This window comes from Vibrio sp. Vb2960 (assembly GCF_033337665.1).
Lineage (GTDB): Bacteria > Pseudomonadota > Gammaproteobacteria > Enterobacterales > Vibrionaceae > Vibrio > Vibrio alginolyticus.
The window spans coordinates 35,165-51,852 of the sequence record NZ_JAWORD010000010.1; the positions used below are offsets into that span (position 1 = coordinate 35,165).

The 16,688-nt window shown below is 45.5% G+C and carries 14 protein-coding genes; 6 read left to right on the forward strand and 8 right to left on the reverse strand.

The genetic code is table 11. From position 1 onward, the window contains the following. Nucleotides 1–67: 67 nt before the first annotated feature. On the reverse strand, nt 68–736 hold the full coding sequence (can, locus tag R7O03_RS10445) for a carbonate dehydratase (RefSeq protein ID WP_005379996.1): 669 nt from the start codon (nt 734–736) through the stop codon (nt 68–70). Nucleotides 737–1,017: 281 nt separating this feature from the next. On the opposite strand from can, the gene R7O03_RS10450 reads away from it, so the two are divergent. The 4 genes from R7O03_RS10450 (at nt 1,018) to R7O03_RS10465 (ending at nt 5,684) form a co-directional block, all read left to right on the forward strand. Next, complete coding sequence (locus tag R7O03_RS10450) at nt 1,018–2,688, forward strand: SulP family inorganic anion transporter (RefSeq protein WP_005379997.1); 1,671 nt, start codon at nt 1,018–1,020, stop codon at nt 2,686–2,688. 250 nt (nt 2,689–2,938) lie between these two features. Then, a complete protein-coding gene (locus R7O03_RS10455) occupies nt 2,939–3,856 on the forward strand; it encodes an ABC transporter ATP-binding protein (RefSeq protein ID WP_005380000.1) in 918 nt (305 codons plus the stop codon). Further along, on the forward strand, nt 3,857–4,627 hold the full coding sequence (locus R7O03_RS10460; protein WP_005386598.1) for an ABC transporter permease: 771 nt from the start codon (nt 3,857–3,859) through the stop codon (nt 4,625–4,627). It begins immediately after the preceding gene. 127 nt (nt 4,628–4,754) lie between these two features. Beyond that, a complete protein-coding gene (locus R7O03_RS10465) occupies nt 4,755–5,684 on the forward strand; it encodes a Kdo(2)-lipid IV(A) acyltransferase (protein ID WP_053304122.1) in 930 nt (309 codons plus the stop codon). A gap of 53 nt (nt 5,685–5,737) precedes the next feature. On the opposite strand, the gene panC is transcribed toward R7O03_RS10465, so the two are convergent. From panC to sfsA, 7 genes are all read right to left on the reverse strand, one after another. Next, nucleotides 5,738–6,643: a pantoate--beta-alanine ligase gene (gene panC, locus R7O03_RS10470; RefSeq protein WP_318131700.1), complete on the reverse strand. Its 906-nt coding sequence runs from the start codon at nt 6,641–6,643 to the stop codon at nt 5,738–5,740. Between the two features lie 11 nt (nt 6,644–6,654). Further along, nucleotides 6,655–7,449 (reverse strand): 3-methyl-2-oxobutanoate hydroxymethyltransferase, encoded by a 795-nt coding sequence (gene panB, locus R7O03_RS10475; RefSeq protein ID WP_005386592.1) that lies wholly within the window; start codon nt 7,447–7,449, stop codon nt 6,655–6,657. Nucleotides 7,450–7,473: 24 nt separating this feature from the next. Further along, nucleotides 7,474–7,959 carry a 2-amino-4-hydroxy-6-hydroxymethyldihydropteridine diphosphokinase gene (folK, locus tag R7O03_RS10480; RefSeq protein ID WP_017635910.1) on the reverse strand — a complete coding sequence of 162 codons (486 nt, stop codon included), beginning with the start codon at nt 7,957–7,959 and terminating at the stop codon, nt 7,474–7,476. Beyond that, entirely contained in the window at nt 7,956–9,323 is a 1,368-nt protein-coding gene (pcnB, locus tag R7O03_RS10485; protein ID WP_005386589.1) for a polynucleotide adenylyltransferase PcnB, read from the reverse strand. The genes folK and pcnB overlap by 4 nt, the downstream gene beginning before the upstream one ends. A gap of 102 nt (nt 9,324–9,425) precedes the next feature. Further along, nucleotides 9,426–10,289: a tRNA glutamyl-Q(34) synthetase GluQRS gene (gene gluQRS, locus R7O03_RS10490; RefSeq protein WP_005386586.1), complete on the reverse strand. Its 864-nt coding sequence runs from the start codon at nt 10,287–10,289 to the stop codon at nt 9,426–9,428. A 95-nt stretch (nt 10,290–10,384) separates the two neighbouring features. Then, the gene (gene dksA / locus R7O03_RS10495) at nt 10,385–10,831 is read right to left on the reverse strand and encodes an RNA polymerase-binding protein DksA (RefSeq protein WP_005386584.1); all 447 of its coding nucleotides are present in this window, start codon (nt 10,829–10,831) and stop codon (nt 10,385–10,387) included. A 136-nt stretch (nt 10,832–10,967) separates the two neighbouring features. Further along, nucleotides 10,968–11,684 carry a DNA/RNA nuclease SfsA gene (gene sfsA, locus R7O03_RS10500; RefSeq protein ID WP_017635909.1) on the reverse strand — a complete coding sequence of 239 codons (717 nt, stop codon included), beginning with the start codon at nt 11,682–11,684 and terminating at the stop codon, nt 10,968–10,970. A gap of 66 nt (nt 11,685–11,750) precedes the next feature. Between sfsA and hrpB the strand changes: the two genes are divergently transcribed. Further along, nucleotides 11,751–14,219 carry an ATP-dependent helicase HrpB gene (gene hrpB / locus R7O03_RS10505; protein ID WP_318131701.1) on the forward strand — a complete coding sequence of 823 codons (2,469 nt, stop codon included), beginning with the start codon at nt 11,751–11,753 and terminating at the stop codon, nt 14,217–14,219. Then, on the forward strand, nt 14,212–16,584 hold the full coding sequence (gene mrcB / locus R7O03_RS10510; RefSeq protein ID WP_005380020.1) for a penicillin-binding protein 1B: 2,373 nt from the start codon (nt 14,212–14,214) through the stop codon (nt 16,582–16,584). The genes hrpB and mrcB overlap by 8 nt, the downstream gene beginning before the upstream one ends. The last annotated feature ends 104 nt before the right edge of the window (nt 16,585–16,688 follow it).

Consider the following 16,688-nt stretch of genomic DNA (forward strand, 5'->3'; position numbering starts at 1 on the left):
AGCATTAAAAATATAAAAAAAACGCCCATCTAAGATGGGCGTTTTTTGTTCAACTTTTAGATATGACTTAGCGACAAAGCAGCTTGTTATCTGTATTTAGAATCGTCGAAAGAGCTTTCTGGTAAGACGCTTCTACGGTTTCCTTAGAGTTAGAACGAATGCCTAAGTACTCTAAGCGACCATCTTCAATTCCGTATACCACACCATGAATTTCAACATCTTGCCCACGCTCCCAAGCGTTTTGCAGGATGGTTGAGTTACCCAAGTTGTACACTTGCTCTGCAACATTAAGCTCGCCTAGTTTATCCGCTCGATCTTGTTGCGGCATTTGATCTAGGTAAGTGCGGTGTTTGAAATAGATATCTCTGATATGTAACAGCCAATTATTAATAAGACCTAGCTTAGGGTTATCAATGGCTGCGTTTACGCCACCACATCCATAGTGTCCACAGACAATGATGTGTTTAACCTTAAGAACGTCTACAGCGTACTGGACGACCGATAGACAGTTGAGATCAGTATGGATAACTTGGTTTGCAACATTCCGATGAACAAAGAGTTCACCTGAGTATAGCCCGGTTAGTCGCTCGGCAGGAACGCGGCTATCAGAGCAGCCAATCCAAAGAAAATCAGGCTTTTGCCCCTCAGCGAGTTTTGCGAAGTATTCAGGTCGATCAGATTTGATCTCTTGAGACCATTTCGAATTGTTTTCAAATAACTGTTTTATTTCCGGCATTTTGCAAACTACTTCCCTTAAAAGACAAAATCGCTGCCGCTGTTTGTGTGCACATGCAAGCGATCAGTGTTGTAACTATACACAATGTTACAATTTCGATCTCGTTAAATATTCGTCAGATAGGACTCATCTGACTAGTTTTCATTAAGAAAAAAGTAAAATCTGGTGAAACTATTTGTGGTGTGAATTTAGCCTTAATCTATTTATGGTTTAAATTTTCGCCTAGCTCGTTAAAGTAGTGATATTTTACTTTTTAAAATTGAATGCAGGGAAAATCAGCAGTGTTCGGTAGTCGTTTTGAAGATATCAATTTCAAAGGGGATGTATTTGGCGGGGTAACCACAGCGATTATCTCTCTCCCTCTGGCGTTAGCGTTTGGTGTTGCATCCGGAGCCGGTGCTGAGGCCGGCCTTTGGGGGGCAATAATGGTCGGTTTGTTTGCCTCGTTATTTGGTGGTTCTAATACGTTAATATCAGAACCGACAGGGCCAATGACGGTAATCATGACCGCAGTATTAACCAGTATGATGGCGAAATACCCAGAAACGGGCATGGCTATGACTTTCACGGTTGTCATGATGGCTGGCGCGTTCCAAATCCTATTGGGGACGTTAAAACTGGGTAAATACGTTACCTTGATGCCTTACAGCGTTATTTCCGGGTTTATGTCTGGCATTGGTGTGATTCTTATCATTCTACAGTTATCGCCTTTGATGGGGCATGCTGCGCCTTCAGGGGGAGTACTCGGAACGTTATCTGCTTTGCCGGAGACCATTTCTAACCTTAAGTTCAGTGAGTTGTTTTTGGGACTACTGACTTTGGGGATTCTTTTTTTCTTCCCTAAGCAATATCGTAAATACGTTCCTGCACAGCTCGTGGCATTGGTCGCGGTGACTTTATTGTCTGTGATTCTCTTTGATACAGAAGATATTCGTCGTATCGGTGAAATTCCTGCTGGGTTACCTTCTCTCGTCGCCCCTTATATTGACACAGATATGTTTGTCGAGATGGTCATTGATGCATTAGTGCTAGGCACATTAGGTTGTATTGATACTTTGTTAACGGCGGTTATCGGTGACTCATTAACTCGTAAAGAACACGACTCAGATAAAGAGCTGCGAGGTCAAGGGTTAGCTAACATGATCTCAGGCTTGTTTGGTGCGCTGCCGGGGGCGGGGGCTACCATGGGGACGGTAACGAATATCCAAGTTGGGGCTCGTTCGCCATTATCTGGTGTGATTCGTGCACTAATGTTGGCGTTGGTTGTACTGGTTGCTGGCGGGTTAACAGAGCCAATCCCGATGGCTGTGTTAGCAGGCATTGCGGTGTATGTTGGCTTTAACATCCTAGACTGGAGCTTTATTCAGAGGGCACATAAGGTAAGCTTTTCCGGAATGGCGGTGATGTATGGCGTTATGTTGCTTACAGTATTCGTTGATCTTATCGTTGCGGTGGGTTTAGGCGTCTTTATCTCGAACATTATCATCATCGAGCGTTTGAGCCGAGAGCAGGCGCGACAAGTAAAAGCGATCAGCGACGCGGATGAAGATGATGTGCCGCTGACTGACAGCGAGCGTGGTTTGTTGGATCGTGCTAATGGTAAAGTGCTGTTCTTTTATCTTTCCGGTCCGATGATCTTTAGTGTTTCTAAAGCCATTTCACGTCAGCACTCTAGTATTTCGGACTATGACGTGATGATTCTCGATCTTACGGATGTACCAATGATTGATGTGACCGTCGGTTTGGCGTTAGAGAATGCGATTAAGGATGCTCTCGATGCCAATTGTGCCGTGTATTTATTATGCCCGAATGAGCGAACACGAGAACAGCTAGAGAAATTCCATGTGATTGACCTTGTGCCTGATGAAAATATGTACCAATTCCGTTACGAAGCATTGAATGCGGCGGTGGCACATGTTGAGGCAGACCAGTATCAGCGCATAACGGCGTAATCATTCTGACAGTTAAAAACGCAACAGTGTCCTGTTGCGTTTTTTTATGCTCTATTTTGTCTTACTCAGAGATAACCTTTACGAGGTAAGGGTTATATTTCCAATATTATCGAAAGGTTTATTTGTAATCATCGTTATTCAACGATAAACTGATGGACCTCCAATACGATACCCAAGGCGATTTTGTAGTAAACCGCTGCTAAATATGAGTCGGTATTAGTAATCACAAACAAACGGCAATCAAGACCTTATGTACGCATTAGAAATTGAACAACTGCGCAAGACGTATGCAGGTGGCTTTGAGGCGTTAAAAGGTATAAGTCTCCAAGTGAAAAAGGGTGACTTCTACGCGCTTCTGGGTCCCAATGGTGCAGGAAAATCGACCACGATTGGCATCATCTCCTCCTTAGTGAATAAAACCTCCGGAACGACGAAAGTTTTCGGTTATGACATTGATACCGACCTCGAATTGGCCAAGCAGAATTTAGGCTTGGTGCCACAAGAGTTCAACTTCAACCAGTTTGAAACCGTTGAGCAAATTGTGATGCAGCAAGCTGGCTATTACGGTGTGTCTAAAGTGTTAGCCAAAGAAAGAGCAGAAAAATACCTGAAAAAATTGGATTTATGGGAAAAACGCCAAGAGCGTGCTCGTAACCTATCCGGTGGGATGAAGCGTCGTTTAATGATCGCAAGAGCTTTGATGCACGAGCCGCAATTACTCATTTTAGATGAACCAACGGCTGGAGTGGATATTGAACTACGCCGCTCAATGTGGGGGTTTCTGAAAGAGATCAACCAAGAGCAAGGAATTACGATTATTTTAACGACACACTACCTAGAAGAAGCGGAGATGCTGTGTCGAAATATCGGCATTATTAATCGTGGTGAGCTGATTGAAAATACCACCATGAAGGCGTTACTAGGTAAGCTAAGCGTCGAGACATTTATCTTGGATATTGAGTCAGAAGTCGAGGTGCCTGAGCTTGAAGGTGTTAATCGACAAAGTATTGTTGATGGCTCTTTAGAGATAGAACTAGATAAAAGCCAAGGATTGAATTCGGTATTCAGTCAGTTAACAGAGCATGGCATTAAAGTTCTCTCAATGCGTAACAAAGCCAACCGACTTGAAGAGTTGTTTGTCAGCATTGTAAGAGAGGGGAGTAATTAAATGTACGGTTTATATTGGACGGCATTTCGCAGCTTGCTGAGCAAAGAAGTCACTCGTTTTACACGTATTTGGGTGCAAACCTTAGTGCCGCCAGCCATTACGATGACGTTGTACTTCATCATTTTCGGCAATCTTATTGGCTCTCGAATTGGTGAGATGAGCGGCTTTAGTTACATGGAGTACATTGTTCCAGGTTTGATCATGATGTCGGTGATCACTAACTCATACTCGAACGTGGCGTCGTCATTCTTTAGTGCAAAGCTACAGAAGAATATTGAAGAACTGCTGGTGGCACCGGTACCAAACTATGTGATTATTGCTGGCTATGTGATGGGCGGCGTGACTCGAGGTTTGTTGGTCGGTGCAATTGTTACTTGTGTGTCACTTTTGTTCGTTGATTTGCAAGTGGAGCACTGGGGCATTATTGTCGCGACTGTCTTCATGACGTCGGTTGTATTTGCTCTCGGTGGCTTGATCAATGCGGTTTACGCAAAAACGTTTGATGATATTTCGATCATCCCTACGTTTGTATTGACTCCTTTAACTTACTTGGGAGGAGTCTTTTATTCGATCAGTCTGCTGCCTGAATTTTGGCAAGGCGTTTCTAAGATCAACCCAATCGTCTACATGGTGAATGCGTTCCGCTACGGCTTTTTAGGTGTCTCGGATGTGGGCATTGTCACTTCATTTAGTGTACTTGCAGTGTTTGTTGTTGCACTGTATGCCATTGCGCATTATCTAGTAACCAAAGGGATTGGGCTAAGAAGCTAAGCCATTCTCATAAAGCAAAGAGCGGCGATTCACGCTGCTCTTTCGCGTGCATAACAATACATACCCATACAATTTTTCGGTTTTTATCATGGTAGGTTTCAATCATTTGTAATAAATGAGTGATCCTATGAATATTGTCCCGCCGCCGCCTTTCTCCTATCAGTTACTTAAGCCCAAATATTGGTCTGTATGGTTGGCATTTGGATCTTTAGCGATTCTTGTTAATGTACTGCCATACGTAGTATTGCGAATCTTAGGTAGAAGCATCGGCTGTATTGCGATGCATGTAATGAAGCGCCGACACAAGATCGCTCTGCGTAATCTCCAGCTGTGTTTCCCTGATTTTACGGATTGGCAATGTAAGGACGTAGTACGAAAAAACTTTCAATATACTGGAATGGCGATCATCGAAACCGGTATCGCTTGGTTTTGGCCAGATTGGCGGATACGTCGGATAACCTCTATTGTTGGAAAAGATCGTTTACTCGCTGAGGAAAAGAATGGACGTGGTGTGTTGGTGGTGTGCAGTCACCATTTAAACTTGGAGATAACCGCTCGTATTTTTAGCCAGTTTGCCCAAGGTTATGGCGTTTATCGCCCAAATTCGAATCCTGCTTATGAGTTTATTCAACATCGAGGTCGAACTCGTTTTGGACATCAAATGATTGATCGAAAAGACGTGAAATCAATGCTCAAAGTTCTGAAGAATGGTCATCGACTTTGGTATTTGCCCGACCATGATTATGGCGTTAGCCATTCTGTTTTTGCGCCGTTTTTTGCTGTTGAACAAGCGGCGAGTACCGTCGGGTCTAGTGTTCTCATTGATGCAACAAAGTGCGCGGTTATATCTGGCGTTACAGTGAGTAAAAATCACCATTACACGCTGTACATTGGAAAAGACATTAGCGAGCGTTTCGAGAGACGTAATGCGGTTAAAGCGGCAAGCATCTTGAACCAAGAGCTTGAGAAAATGATAAAACGTGATATTCCAGCGTGGATGTGGCTGCACAAGCGGTTTAAAACTCGCCCTGAAGGGTTAGATTGCGTCTATACGTAGAGTATAAAAAAGGTCGACTAAGAGTCGACCTTTTTACTTTTATGACTCAGAGCTTACTCTGCGCTCTCTGAGTTTGTATTGTTAGATTCAGCTTCTTCCTTCGCTTCGACAACCATATCTACCGTTTGGTTATCGATAAGACGAGCTTTGCCTAGGAACGCAGACATCAGAATGACAGCTTGTGTCGTTTCTGGTGTGATCACTTGTAATGTACGAGCATCACGAATGAAGATCTCATCAGGGTGCAGACCTGCAGCTCGAAGTTGGTCGCTTGCATCTTCGATGATCGATGCGTAGTCATCGCGGCCACCGCGAATGGCACTACTGATCCAACGCATTGTACGAGCAAGTACAGGAGCACGTTGACGCTCGTCCAGCGTAAGCAAGCCATTGCGTGAACTCATTGCTAAACCGTCCATTTCACGTACGGTTGGTACTCCGATGATTTCAATGTCCATTGCTAGGTCATCAACCATCTTGCGGATAACAGCAAGTTGTTGGAAGTCCTTCTCGCCGAAGCACGCGACATCCGGTTGTACGATGTTAAACAGCTTATTCACAATCGTCGTCACGCCACGGAAATGACCTGGTCGAGACGTGCCTTCGAGAATTGTTGATAGGCCAGGGACATCAACGAAGGTTTGCTTATCCAGACCTTCTGGGTAGATAACTTCTGGTGTTGGCGTAAATACCACATCGACCCCTTCAGAGGTTAACTTGCTTAAGTCTTCCTCTAGCGTACGCGGGTAATTATTTAAATCGTCTGCACGATCAAACTGCATCGGATTAACAAAGATGCTTACGACAACGATATCAGCGTATTCGCGTGCTTTACGCACTAAGGTTAAGTGGCCTTCGTGAAGGTTGCCCATGGTAGGGACAAACGCCACTTTACGACCTTCACGTTTAAAGGTTTTAAGGTGTTCACGAACTGCTGAGATTTCCGCAAAAGTTTGCATGCATTTATCCTCTAGGCAATGGTATGAGCGTCGTCTGGGAATACACCGTTGGCTACATCTTCAATGTATTTAGTAACGGCTTTGCGCATATCACCTGTTTCAGCAAGAAAGTTTTTGGAGAATTTCGGCATGTAGTTGGCAGAAATACCAAACATATCATGCATTACGAGAATTTGACCATCTGTTACGTTACCAGCACCAATACCGATAACAGGAACGTCAAGCACTTGCGTAATACGTTCAGCAAGCTCAGCTGGTACGCATTCTAGTAAGACGATTTGAGCGCCTGCTTCTTGTAGCGCTAATGCGTCTTTTACCATGCGGTCTGCTTTTTCTTGATCGCGACCTTGGATTTTGTAACCACCAAAAATATTAACAGCTTGAGGAGTTAAACCAAGATGAGCACAAACTGGAACTGATCGTTCAGTGAGCATTTTCACCGTGTCGACAAGCCAGTCACCACCTTCAATTTTTACCATATTGGCACCAGCACGCATCAGTTTAGCCGCATTTTCGCAAGCTTGCTCTGGCGTGGTGTAGCTCATGAATGGCATGTCTGCCATCAACAAACAATTTGGGCTACCAGCGCGTACGCAACGAGTATGGTAAGCGATATCATCGACCGTTACTGGCAGAGTATCGTTGTGACCTTGCAAAACCATACCTAGAGAATCACCAACAAGAAGTACTGGCATTTCTTGGCTTTCAAACAGTTGGGCAAAGCTCGCATCATAAGCGGTTGAAGTAGCAAATTTACGACCTTCTTGCTTCCACTTGATTAGGTCGTTGATGGTCATTTTTTTCATGGTTTTATCCTTACTAGGAGTTGGCTATGACTGCCAGATACTGAGGCCGTTTCTATCTACTTGTTCCAGTAGTTCAGAGACCTCGGTCCCATCAGGGAGTTGTAAACTTGGTGCAATTTCCGCAAGAGGGTAGAGTACGAATTCACGTTCTTTCATTCCATAATGAGGAACGATCAGCCTCTCGGAATTAATCACCTCATTGCCATAAAGCACAATGTCGAGGTCCAAGGTTCTTGGTCCCCAGCGTTCGTCTTTACGGACACGCCCTTGTTCTTGCTCTATAGCTTGTGTGCAATTGAGCAATTCAATAGGCGTCAAACTGGTGTTAATAGACACAACCGCATTGATGTAATCCGGTTGGTTTTGTGGCCCCATTGGCGTGCTGCTGTATAGCGAAGAAGCTTGAACAAACTCTGATTTAGGCAGCGTTTTTAATGCTTCAATCGCTTGCTTCGCTTGGCTGACAGGATCAGCCAAGTTACTGCCTACCGCAATGTACGCTGTAATCATGATTTGGGCTTACTCTTTTTCTTGCGATAAGTTTTACGGCGGCGCTGGCCTGTTTTCGGTGATTGACCGTCTAAGTCGGCAGCCATTGCTTGACGCATTTCTCGGCCTGCATTTTGAAAAGTTTCCCACCACTTGGCAAGCTTCTGAGTGTCACCACCTTCAATTTCACCGCGCATTTCAAGAAAATCAAAGCCAGCTCTAAATTTATTGAGCTCCATAAGACGGAATGCACGTTTACCGTTACGTCGTGGAAGACGAAGCTGTAACTGCCAAATCTCGCGAATGGTTGCGGTGTGGCGTCTTGGAATGGCAATTGTGCGAACTTGCTCGTCAAGAATGATGTTGCTCGCTTCCATAATGGCGTCGTAATGGCCTAAGTTGCGCTCTTCCATCAGTTCATCGGCTTTCGCACACAGTGGGTACCACAGCATTGCAGCAAACATAAATGCTGGATTGATGCGTTTCCCATCTTCGATGCGCATGTCGGTAGAATCTAGGACAAGATCCAACATCTGCTCAGTGTGAGAGGAGTAATCTTCTGTAAAGTGCGCTGCAATCGTCGGGAATAGTTGCTGGAATAGGTTGTACTCACGCAGTAGGTGGTAGGTTTCTAAGCCATGACCGGATTGCAATAATTTGAGTGACTCTTCAAAAAGACGCGCTGACGGAATGTCACCGAGCAACGGTGCCATGTGTTCGATTGGCGCTGCGGTGTCTTCTTCAATATCAAAGTCTAGTTTTACCGCGAAACGAACCGCACGCAGCATGCGCACAGGGTCTTCACGGTAGCGTGTTTCTGGATCACCAATCAGTCGAATTAGGCGATCTTCTAAATCTTCAATACCACGTGCGTAGTCGTGAATCGAGTAATCTGCGATGTTGTAGTACATCGAGTTAATCGTGAAATCACGGCGCTCAGCATCTTCATCGATGGTGCCGTAGACGTTGTCACGCAGCAGCATACCCTCTTTTGATTGCTGAGAAATGCTCTTATTCTTTTGCTCTTGGTGGTGACCACGGAATGTCGCAACCTCAATGATGTCTCGGCCAAACATAATATGAGCCAAGCGGAAGCGGCGACCAATCAAACGGCAGTTACGAAATAGCTGTTTGATCTGTTCCGGCGTTGCGTTGGTCGCAATGTCAAAATCTTTTGGTTTTTGTCCAAGCAGTAAGTCTCGAACCCCGCCACCCACAAGAAAAGCATCGAAACCAGCACCATTTAGGCGGTACAGTACCTTCAGCGCATTATCACTGATCTGCTTACGCGAAATGTTGTGCTCTTCACGAGTTATTACATTGAGAGCGAGCTCTGGAATTGTGGCAGGTTCGCTTGGTGTATAGTCGTTTGTATTCATGTGCATCTGGCAATAACTGGGTTTAATCCAATCTTGCTTTGGTTAGTTTTATACGCCTCTAGGGCCTAATTTGCGGCTAATGATAGCCTACACAATGCCATTTGAGAATCACGGTGTGATCTCGATCTCTGCTGGAAGCTGTTCCAAGCGCCAGTTTTCGCAGCCCCAACGAAGAATATCTTCTATGTTGGCCGCCCTTACGGTTTCAGGTATCTCGAAACCTAAAAATGTCATGGCGCGCAATAGAGTAGGTTTTGGTGTATCTATATCAATAGCCGTCGCGTGATTTTGTTTCGACAATTTATTGCCGTTGTTGTCCATCGCCAATGGTAAATGCAAGTAGCTAACTTCAGGCTGACCAAGTATTTGGTACAGGCTAATTTGACGCCCTGTCGGCTCGATTAAGTCTGCACCTCGCACGACTTCTGTGACGCCTTGGTCGATGTCGTCCAATACTACCGCAAGATTATAAGCAAATAATCCATCTCGACGTTTAATAATGAAATCTTCATTAACGAGCTGCTCTGGAATAGTAATGGTTCCCCGCTTTTGGTCGAGGAAATGAGCGACAGGCTTGGTCATTTTTAGGCGAATCGCGCCGTCTTTCAAGTTTTTATCGCGGCAAGTGCCAGGATAAAAACCGCCATGCTCTTTAATTTGCTTACGAGTACATTGGCAATAATAGGCTTCTCCATTTTCGAGCCATTTGTTTATTTGAGCTTGGTAAAGGTCGTGACGTTCGCTCTGGTATACCACTTCTCCATCCCAATGCAGCTGATAGGCCTTGAGTGCCTCTAGGATAAGTTGCGCTGCACCTGGCATTTCTCTTGGTGGGTCTAAGTCCTCAATACGTACTAACCAAGCTCCGTTTTGTGCTTTCGCTTGAAAATAACTGCCAAGAGCGGCAATCAGTGAACCAAAATGCAGTGGACCAGAAGGAGATGGGGCGAATCGACCTACATAGCGTGTCATGCGTGTATCTCGAATTTAGTAAACAAATAGGGTGCGAAGATAGCCAAAACAAAAAGGGAGCCTGAGCTCCCTTCAACAATCATAATGCTGGGTGATTAACCTTGCATTTGCTTCTCTTTGATTTCTGCAAGTGTTTTACAGTCAATACAAAGGTCAGCGGTTGGACGTGCTTCAAGACGGCGAACGCCAATCTCTACGCCACAAGACTCACAGAAGCCAAAATCGTCTTCTTTGATTTTATCCAAAGTCTTTTCAATCTTCTTGATCAAACGGCGTTCGCGGTCACGGTTACGCAGTTCTAGGCTGAACTCTTCCTCTTGAGAGGCGCGGTCAACTGGATCTGGGAAGTTTGCTGCTTCGTCCTGCATGTGGTGAACAGTACGATCCACTTCAGCTCTTAGCTGGTCGCGCCAAGCTGTTAAGATTTTCGTAAAGTGTTCAACCTGCTCTGGTGACATGTACTCTTCACCAGGTTTTTCCTGATATGGCTCCACGCCGGCAATGGCTAGGATGCCTATCGTTTTCTTCTTTGATTCTGGCATACAGCATCTCCTACTTACACCTAGTCAACTGCTACGCAGTCAATTTAAGGCGGGTATCTATAGCAAAAAGAGGCGGTGCAAGCAAATACTGAATCGCAAAGTTATCGTCAATGTGAAGACGACATCATTTTTTCTCTTAATTGATAAAATCAATAGCGGAAATCAGCTTCATTCCAGTATCGCTCAGTTCAGCTTTGTAGCAGAGAACTTCCACTCCAGCGTCTTGTGCTTGTTTGAGTAATAGTGAATATTTCGCGTCTATATGGTGCGCCGCGGATACTTTTTCAATACCTGAATGTAAAACAGTGAATAAAAGTATGGCTCTACTTCCATTTTGTGCCATTTCTGTGAGCTCTCTCAGGTGTTTTTGTCCCCGAGTCGTGACCGCATCTGGGAAGTATCCTTGTCCAGTAGAGTCGGTCTCATCAAGAAGAGTGACGCTTTTCACTTCTATATAGCACTTTGGCTTGTCGTCTGCGCTGAGCAAGATATCAATTCGGCTATTTTCATTGCCGTATTTCACCTCAGTTTGAAGTGTGTCATAACCACAAAGCTCTGAAATGACGTTATTTTCAATAGCCTCTACGGCTAATTGATTGGCGCGCGCGGTATTGATACAAATACGGTGGCCTTGTTCGGTTTCACTCAACTCCCAACTATTGGGGTATTTTCGTTTCGGGTTGTCGGAAGTAGAAAACCAAACCTTGTTTCCGGGCGTTGCACAACCCGTCATTGCACCTGTATTTGCGCAGTGGATTGTACGGATTTCACCAGTATCGAGCTCGATATCGGCAAGAAAGCGTTTATAACGTTTGAGTAGAGTGGCGGACTCTAAAGCGGGTGTGAAATGCATTTGCTTATTTAGACAAAAAATTTTTTATGTACAATGTTGCCACCATTACACCATAAGGTATTTTCTTTGTCACAATTGCCGATTGAAGCCGTGATGCCTGAGTTGCTGACGGCGGTCAAAAATCAACATCAAGTGATCTTAAAAGCGGCGCCTGGTGCCGGTAAGTCGACTTACTTCCCTTTGCAGTTACTCTTAAATCATTCGGTTGCTGGAAAAATCATCATGCTTGAGCCAAGACGACTCGCTGCGCGTAACATTGCCCGTTATCTTGCTGAGCAATTGGGAGAACAAGTTGGTCAACGCGTGGGTTATCGAGTTCGTGGCGAGGCAAAGGTAAGTTCTGCAACGCAGCTGGAGATCGTGACCGAAGGGATCATGACCAGGATGATCCAAACTGACCCTGAACTGGATGGGGTTGATCTACTGATCTTTGATGAGTTTCATGAACGCAGCATTCATGCCGATACCGCTTTGGCATTCAGTTTAGAAGTTCAAGAGGCATTGCGAGACGATCTCAAGCTGGTGGTAATGTCGGCAACGCTTGACCAACAAGCATTACAATCGTTGTTGCCGGAAGCCAGTTACATTGAATCTGAAGGGCGCAGCTTTGATGTGGCAATGCGCTACCAGCCGTTAGGTGTGAACGAGCATTTACCTACGAGTATGGCAAAAACAATAGAAAGTCTTATGAACAAAGAGTCCGGATCTTTGTTGGCTTTCCTGCCGGGTGTTGGTGCCATAAAACAAGTTGAAGAGCGGTTGTCTCATTTAGCGGATGATATCGACATATGCCCACTTTATGGTCAACTGAGTTTTGCAGATCAACAAAAAGCGATTACGCCAGCAGAACAAGGTAAGCGTAAAGTCGTTCTAGCGACCAACATTGCAGAAACTTCACTAACGATTGAAGGCATTCGCCTCGTCGTTGATTCTGGGTTAGAGCGTATTGCCCGCTTTGATTTGAAAAACGGTTTAACACGCTTAGAGCAAACACGCATTGCACAGTCTTCAGCGATTCAGCGTGCAGGACGAGCGGGACGAATAGAAGAGGGCATTTGTGTTCGTCTTTATTCTGAAAACCAGTTCAAGCAGCAACCGCTGGTTCCCCAACCCGAAATTTTGCATTCCGATTTAGCTAGTTTAGTTATGGAGCTTGCCTTTTGGGGAGCGAGTGATATCCACGATCTAAAGTGGCTTGATGTTCCCGCTAATGCGTCATTGGAACAAGCGAAGCAGCTATTGGTGTCATTGGGACTACTGACGGAAAAAGGGCAATTAACGTCCGAAGGAAAACAGGCGCATGAACTAGGCGTTGAGCCTCGTGCGGCTGCGATGCTAATTAAAGCGCAATCTTACAGTGATAAGATGTTAAATGCTGCTTTGGCGGCGGTCGCACTGATTGAAGAGCCAGAGAGAAATGTTACCAATATCGCTCATAGCTTGCATCGTTGGCTTGTTGGTACTCATCCAAAAAAGTCGATGTTGTTCAAGCGTGCTCAATCTCTGGCGTACAAATTGGATACGGTATTTGACCTGAAAGGCGTGGATGAAGATGCATTACCGCTGGTGTTAAGTTTGGCATTTCCAGATCGCATTGCGCAGCAGCGCACAAATCAATTTGGGCGATTTACTTTGGCTAATGGTCATGGTGCAGAATGTCATCAGGAAGACATGCTAGGTGGCTGTGAGTATTTGGTTGCCGTTGACTTAATGCGTTCTCATTCTAATTCAAGTCAAATTCATTCGGCATGTGAATTGGATGTCAATATATTGCGAACGACCTTTGATACGCTATTTTCGTCTGAAGAAGTAGTGGACTGGGATGAAAAAAGAGGCCGTCTAATAGCTGAGCGACAAACAAAACTCGGTCTGCTGGTCGTTGAACGCGAGCCGTTGCCAAGCCCGGGCAAAGAAAAAATGACACAAGCTTTACTCACGTATGTCCGCCGCCAGGGCTTACAGAGTCTAAACTGGACACCGGCAGCGGAGAGCTTGTTGGCTCGGATTCGTTGTGCGGTGGAATGGTTACCTGAGCAGTCATGGCCAGTGTTTGATGAAGCCAGTTTGCTGGATTCATTAGAGGAGTGGTTAGAACCATACATGACGTCTGTCAGCTCGGTTAAAGACCTGAGCAAGATAAACTTGGTCGAAGCGCTTAATGCTCTATTAGGTTGGCCACTCAATCAACAACTGGATGAATGGTTACCTGAGCATTACCAACTACCCACAGGTTCAAAGAAGCGTATCCGTTACCAATATGGCCACGAGCCGATATTATCGGTGCCTATGCAAGAAGTATTTGGGGAGAGTGGTTCCCCAACGGTGGCTCTTGGCCGCAAGCGTTTGGTGCTTGAACTGCTTTCACCGGCACAACGTCCATTGCAAGTAACGTCGGACTTGGCGGCTTTCTGGAACGGAAGCTACAAAGACGTTCAAAAAGAGATGAAAGGGCGCTACCCAAAACACGTTTGGCCAGATGATCCTGCCAATCATGTAGCAACAACGAAAACAAAAAGACAATTGAATAATGACTGACAGCAAGAAGCCTAGCGCGAAAAAAGCGCCAGCGAAGAAAAGTACAACCAATAAAGGAACCGCAAAACAGACTCGACGTACGCCGAGTAAAAAGCCGACTAACGAGAAACGTTCGTGGTTGAAAGTTCTGTGGTCGTTTAGCTGGAAAGCTGGCGTTGCACTTGCCGCTGTTTTGCTGTTTGTTGGGATTTACTTAGATAGTGTGGTGAAAGAACGCTTTGAAGGCCAGCTGTTTGAGCTGCCAACGGTGGTTTATGCCCGTATCTTGAATCTAAGCCCTGGTGAGAATATCACCATCCAAGAACTGCGCAACGAGCTAGATGTTTTGAATTACCGTAAAGTGAGTCAACCTCGTTACCCAGGCGAATATTCCTCTTCTTCCACTCGGATTGAATTGATTCGTCGTCCATTCGAGTTTGCCGATGGTCCCGAGCCGGATCGTCACATTATGCTGCATTTCTCTGATTCCGGCTTGCAACGTATTCAGTCTTTAGAATCTCGAGGAGACCTTGGTTACTTGCGCCTAGAACCGAAGATGTTGGGCATGCTGGAGAAAGACCGTGATGAACAGCGCCTTTTCTTACGTCGTGATCAGTTCCCTGAAATTTTGGTGGATGCACTGCTTGCGACCGAAGACCGGGATTTTTATCAACATGACGGGGTGTCACCGCTCGCGATTGCACGTGCATTGGTTGCGAACATTAAGGCGGGTCGTACTGTTCAAGGTGGTAGTACGCTGACTCAGCAATTGGCAAAAAACCTGTTTTTGACTCGTGATAAAACACTGTGGCGTAAAGTTCGAGAAGCGTATATCGCGCTAATTTTGGATTACCGTTACAGCAAAGATCGTATCTTAGAAGCCTACCTAAACGAAGTGTACCTAGGTCAAAGTGGAGGTGAAGCGATCCACGGGTTTGGCTTGGCGTCGCGTTACTATTTTGGGCAGCCAATTCAGGAGTTGCGAATCGATCAATTGGCGATGTTAGTTGGGATGGTAAAAGGACCGTCTTACTACAACCCAATTCGTTACCCTGAGAGAACGAAAGAGCGTCGTGATCTCGTTCTGCGCCTGTTAATGCAGCAAAACATGTTGACTTCAGAGCAGTATGAACAAGCTGTAAGTCGTCCACTCGATACGCAAAGCAAGCCACGTATTGCGAGCCGTCAGCCAGCTTATTTCCAACAATTGAGCATTGAATTAAAAGAAAAAGTTGGGGAGCGATTTAAAGCAGAGACCGGACTGCGCGTGTTTACGTCTCTGGACCCAGTATCGCAAAGCAAAATGGAACAAGCTATCGCGAAAAAGATCCCAGAACTAGCTAAACGGGGTGGTAAAGAGTTAGAAGCCGCTGCTGTGGCCGTTGATCGCCATAGTGGTGAAATCCGTGCGATGGTTGGTGGTAAACGTGTCGGTTATGAAGGCTTTAACCGCGCGCTCAATGCCAGTCGTCCAATTGGTTCTTTAGTGAAACCAGCGATTTACTTAACGGCTCTAGAACAACCGGATAAATACAACCTAGGCACGACGCTACACGACACGCCGTTAAGTCTGAAGAGCAGTAAAGGTAACGTGTGGACGCCGCGCAACTACGATAGAAAATATCGTGGTGATGTGCCACTTTACATTGCTTTAGCGAAATCACTTAACGTACCAACCGTGCGCTTAGGTATGGCACTTGGCATTCCTGAAGTCTCCAATACTTTAGAGCGTTTGGGCGTGAACAAAGACGAAATTCGCCCAGTGCCTTCGATGTTTTTGGGTTCGTTTTCTTTGACGCCATTCGAAGTCGCACAGATGTATCAGACTCTGACGAATTCAGGTAAGCGTGCAAAACTGACCGCTCTGCGCTCAGTCATGGATATGGAAGGTAATGTGCTGTATCAATCCTTGCCTCGTTCATCAAGAGCCGTGGATGAACAAGCTGCATGGCTAACGACCTACGCGATGAAACAAGGGGTTGCTCAAGGCACTGGCCGCTTCTTACAAAGCCAGTTTGGTTGGGCTGCATTGGCAGGAAAAACGGGTACCAGTAATGACAACCGCGATAGTTGGTTTGTCGGTGTTGATGGTCGTGAGGTGACGACAATTTGGCTAGGCCGCGACGATAATAAACCCGTGAATCTAACGGGGTCGAGTGGTGCATTACGAGTGTACGCAGAGTACTTGAAGCAGCGTATTCCTGAGCGCTTAGAGCTCCCATGGCCAAGAGAAATCACCACATTAGGGTTCAAGCCTACATCTGATGGAGGTTTAGAAATGAACTGCCGTAGTGATTACAAACTGCCGGTTTGGGATAAAACCGGTCAGATAAAGCAACAGTGTGAGAAGAAATCAAACTGGTTAAATAGCATATTTGATTGGTAGCATCGCCAAATCAACAACATTAGCTTGTTTATCTGATTAATTCTTAGTACATATTAGGGCGTGTTAGTACAGTACTGCTAGCACGCCCTACTTGATCAGATATT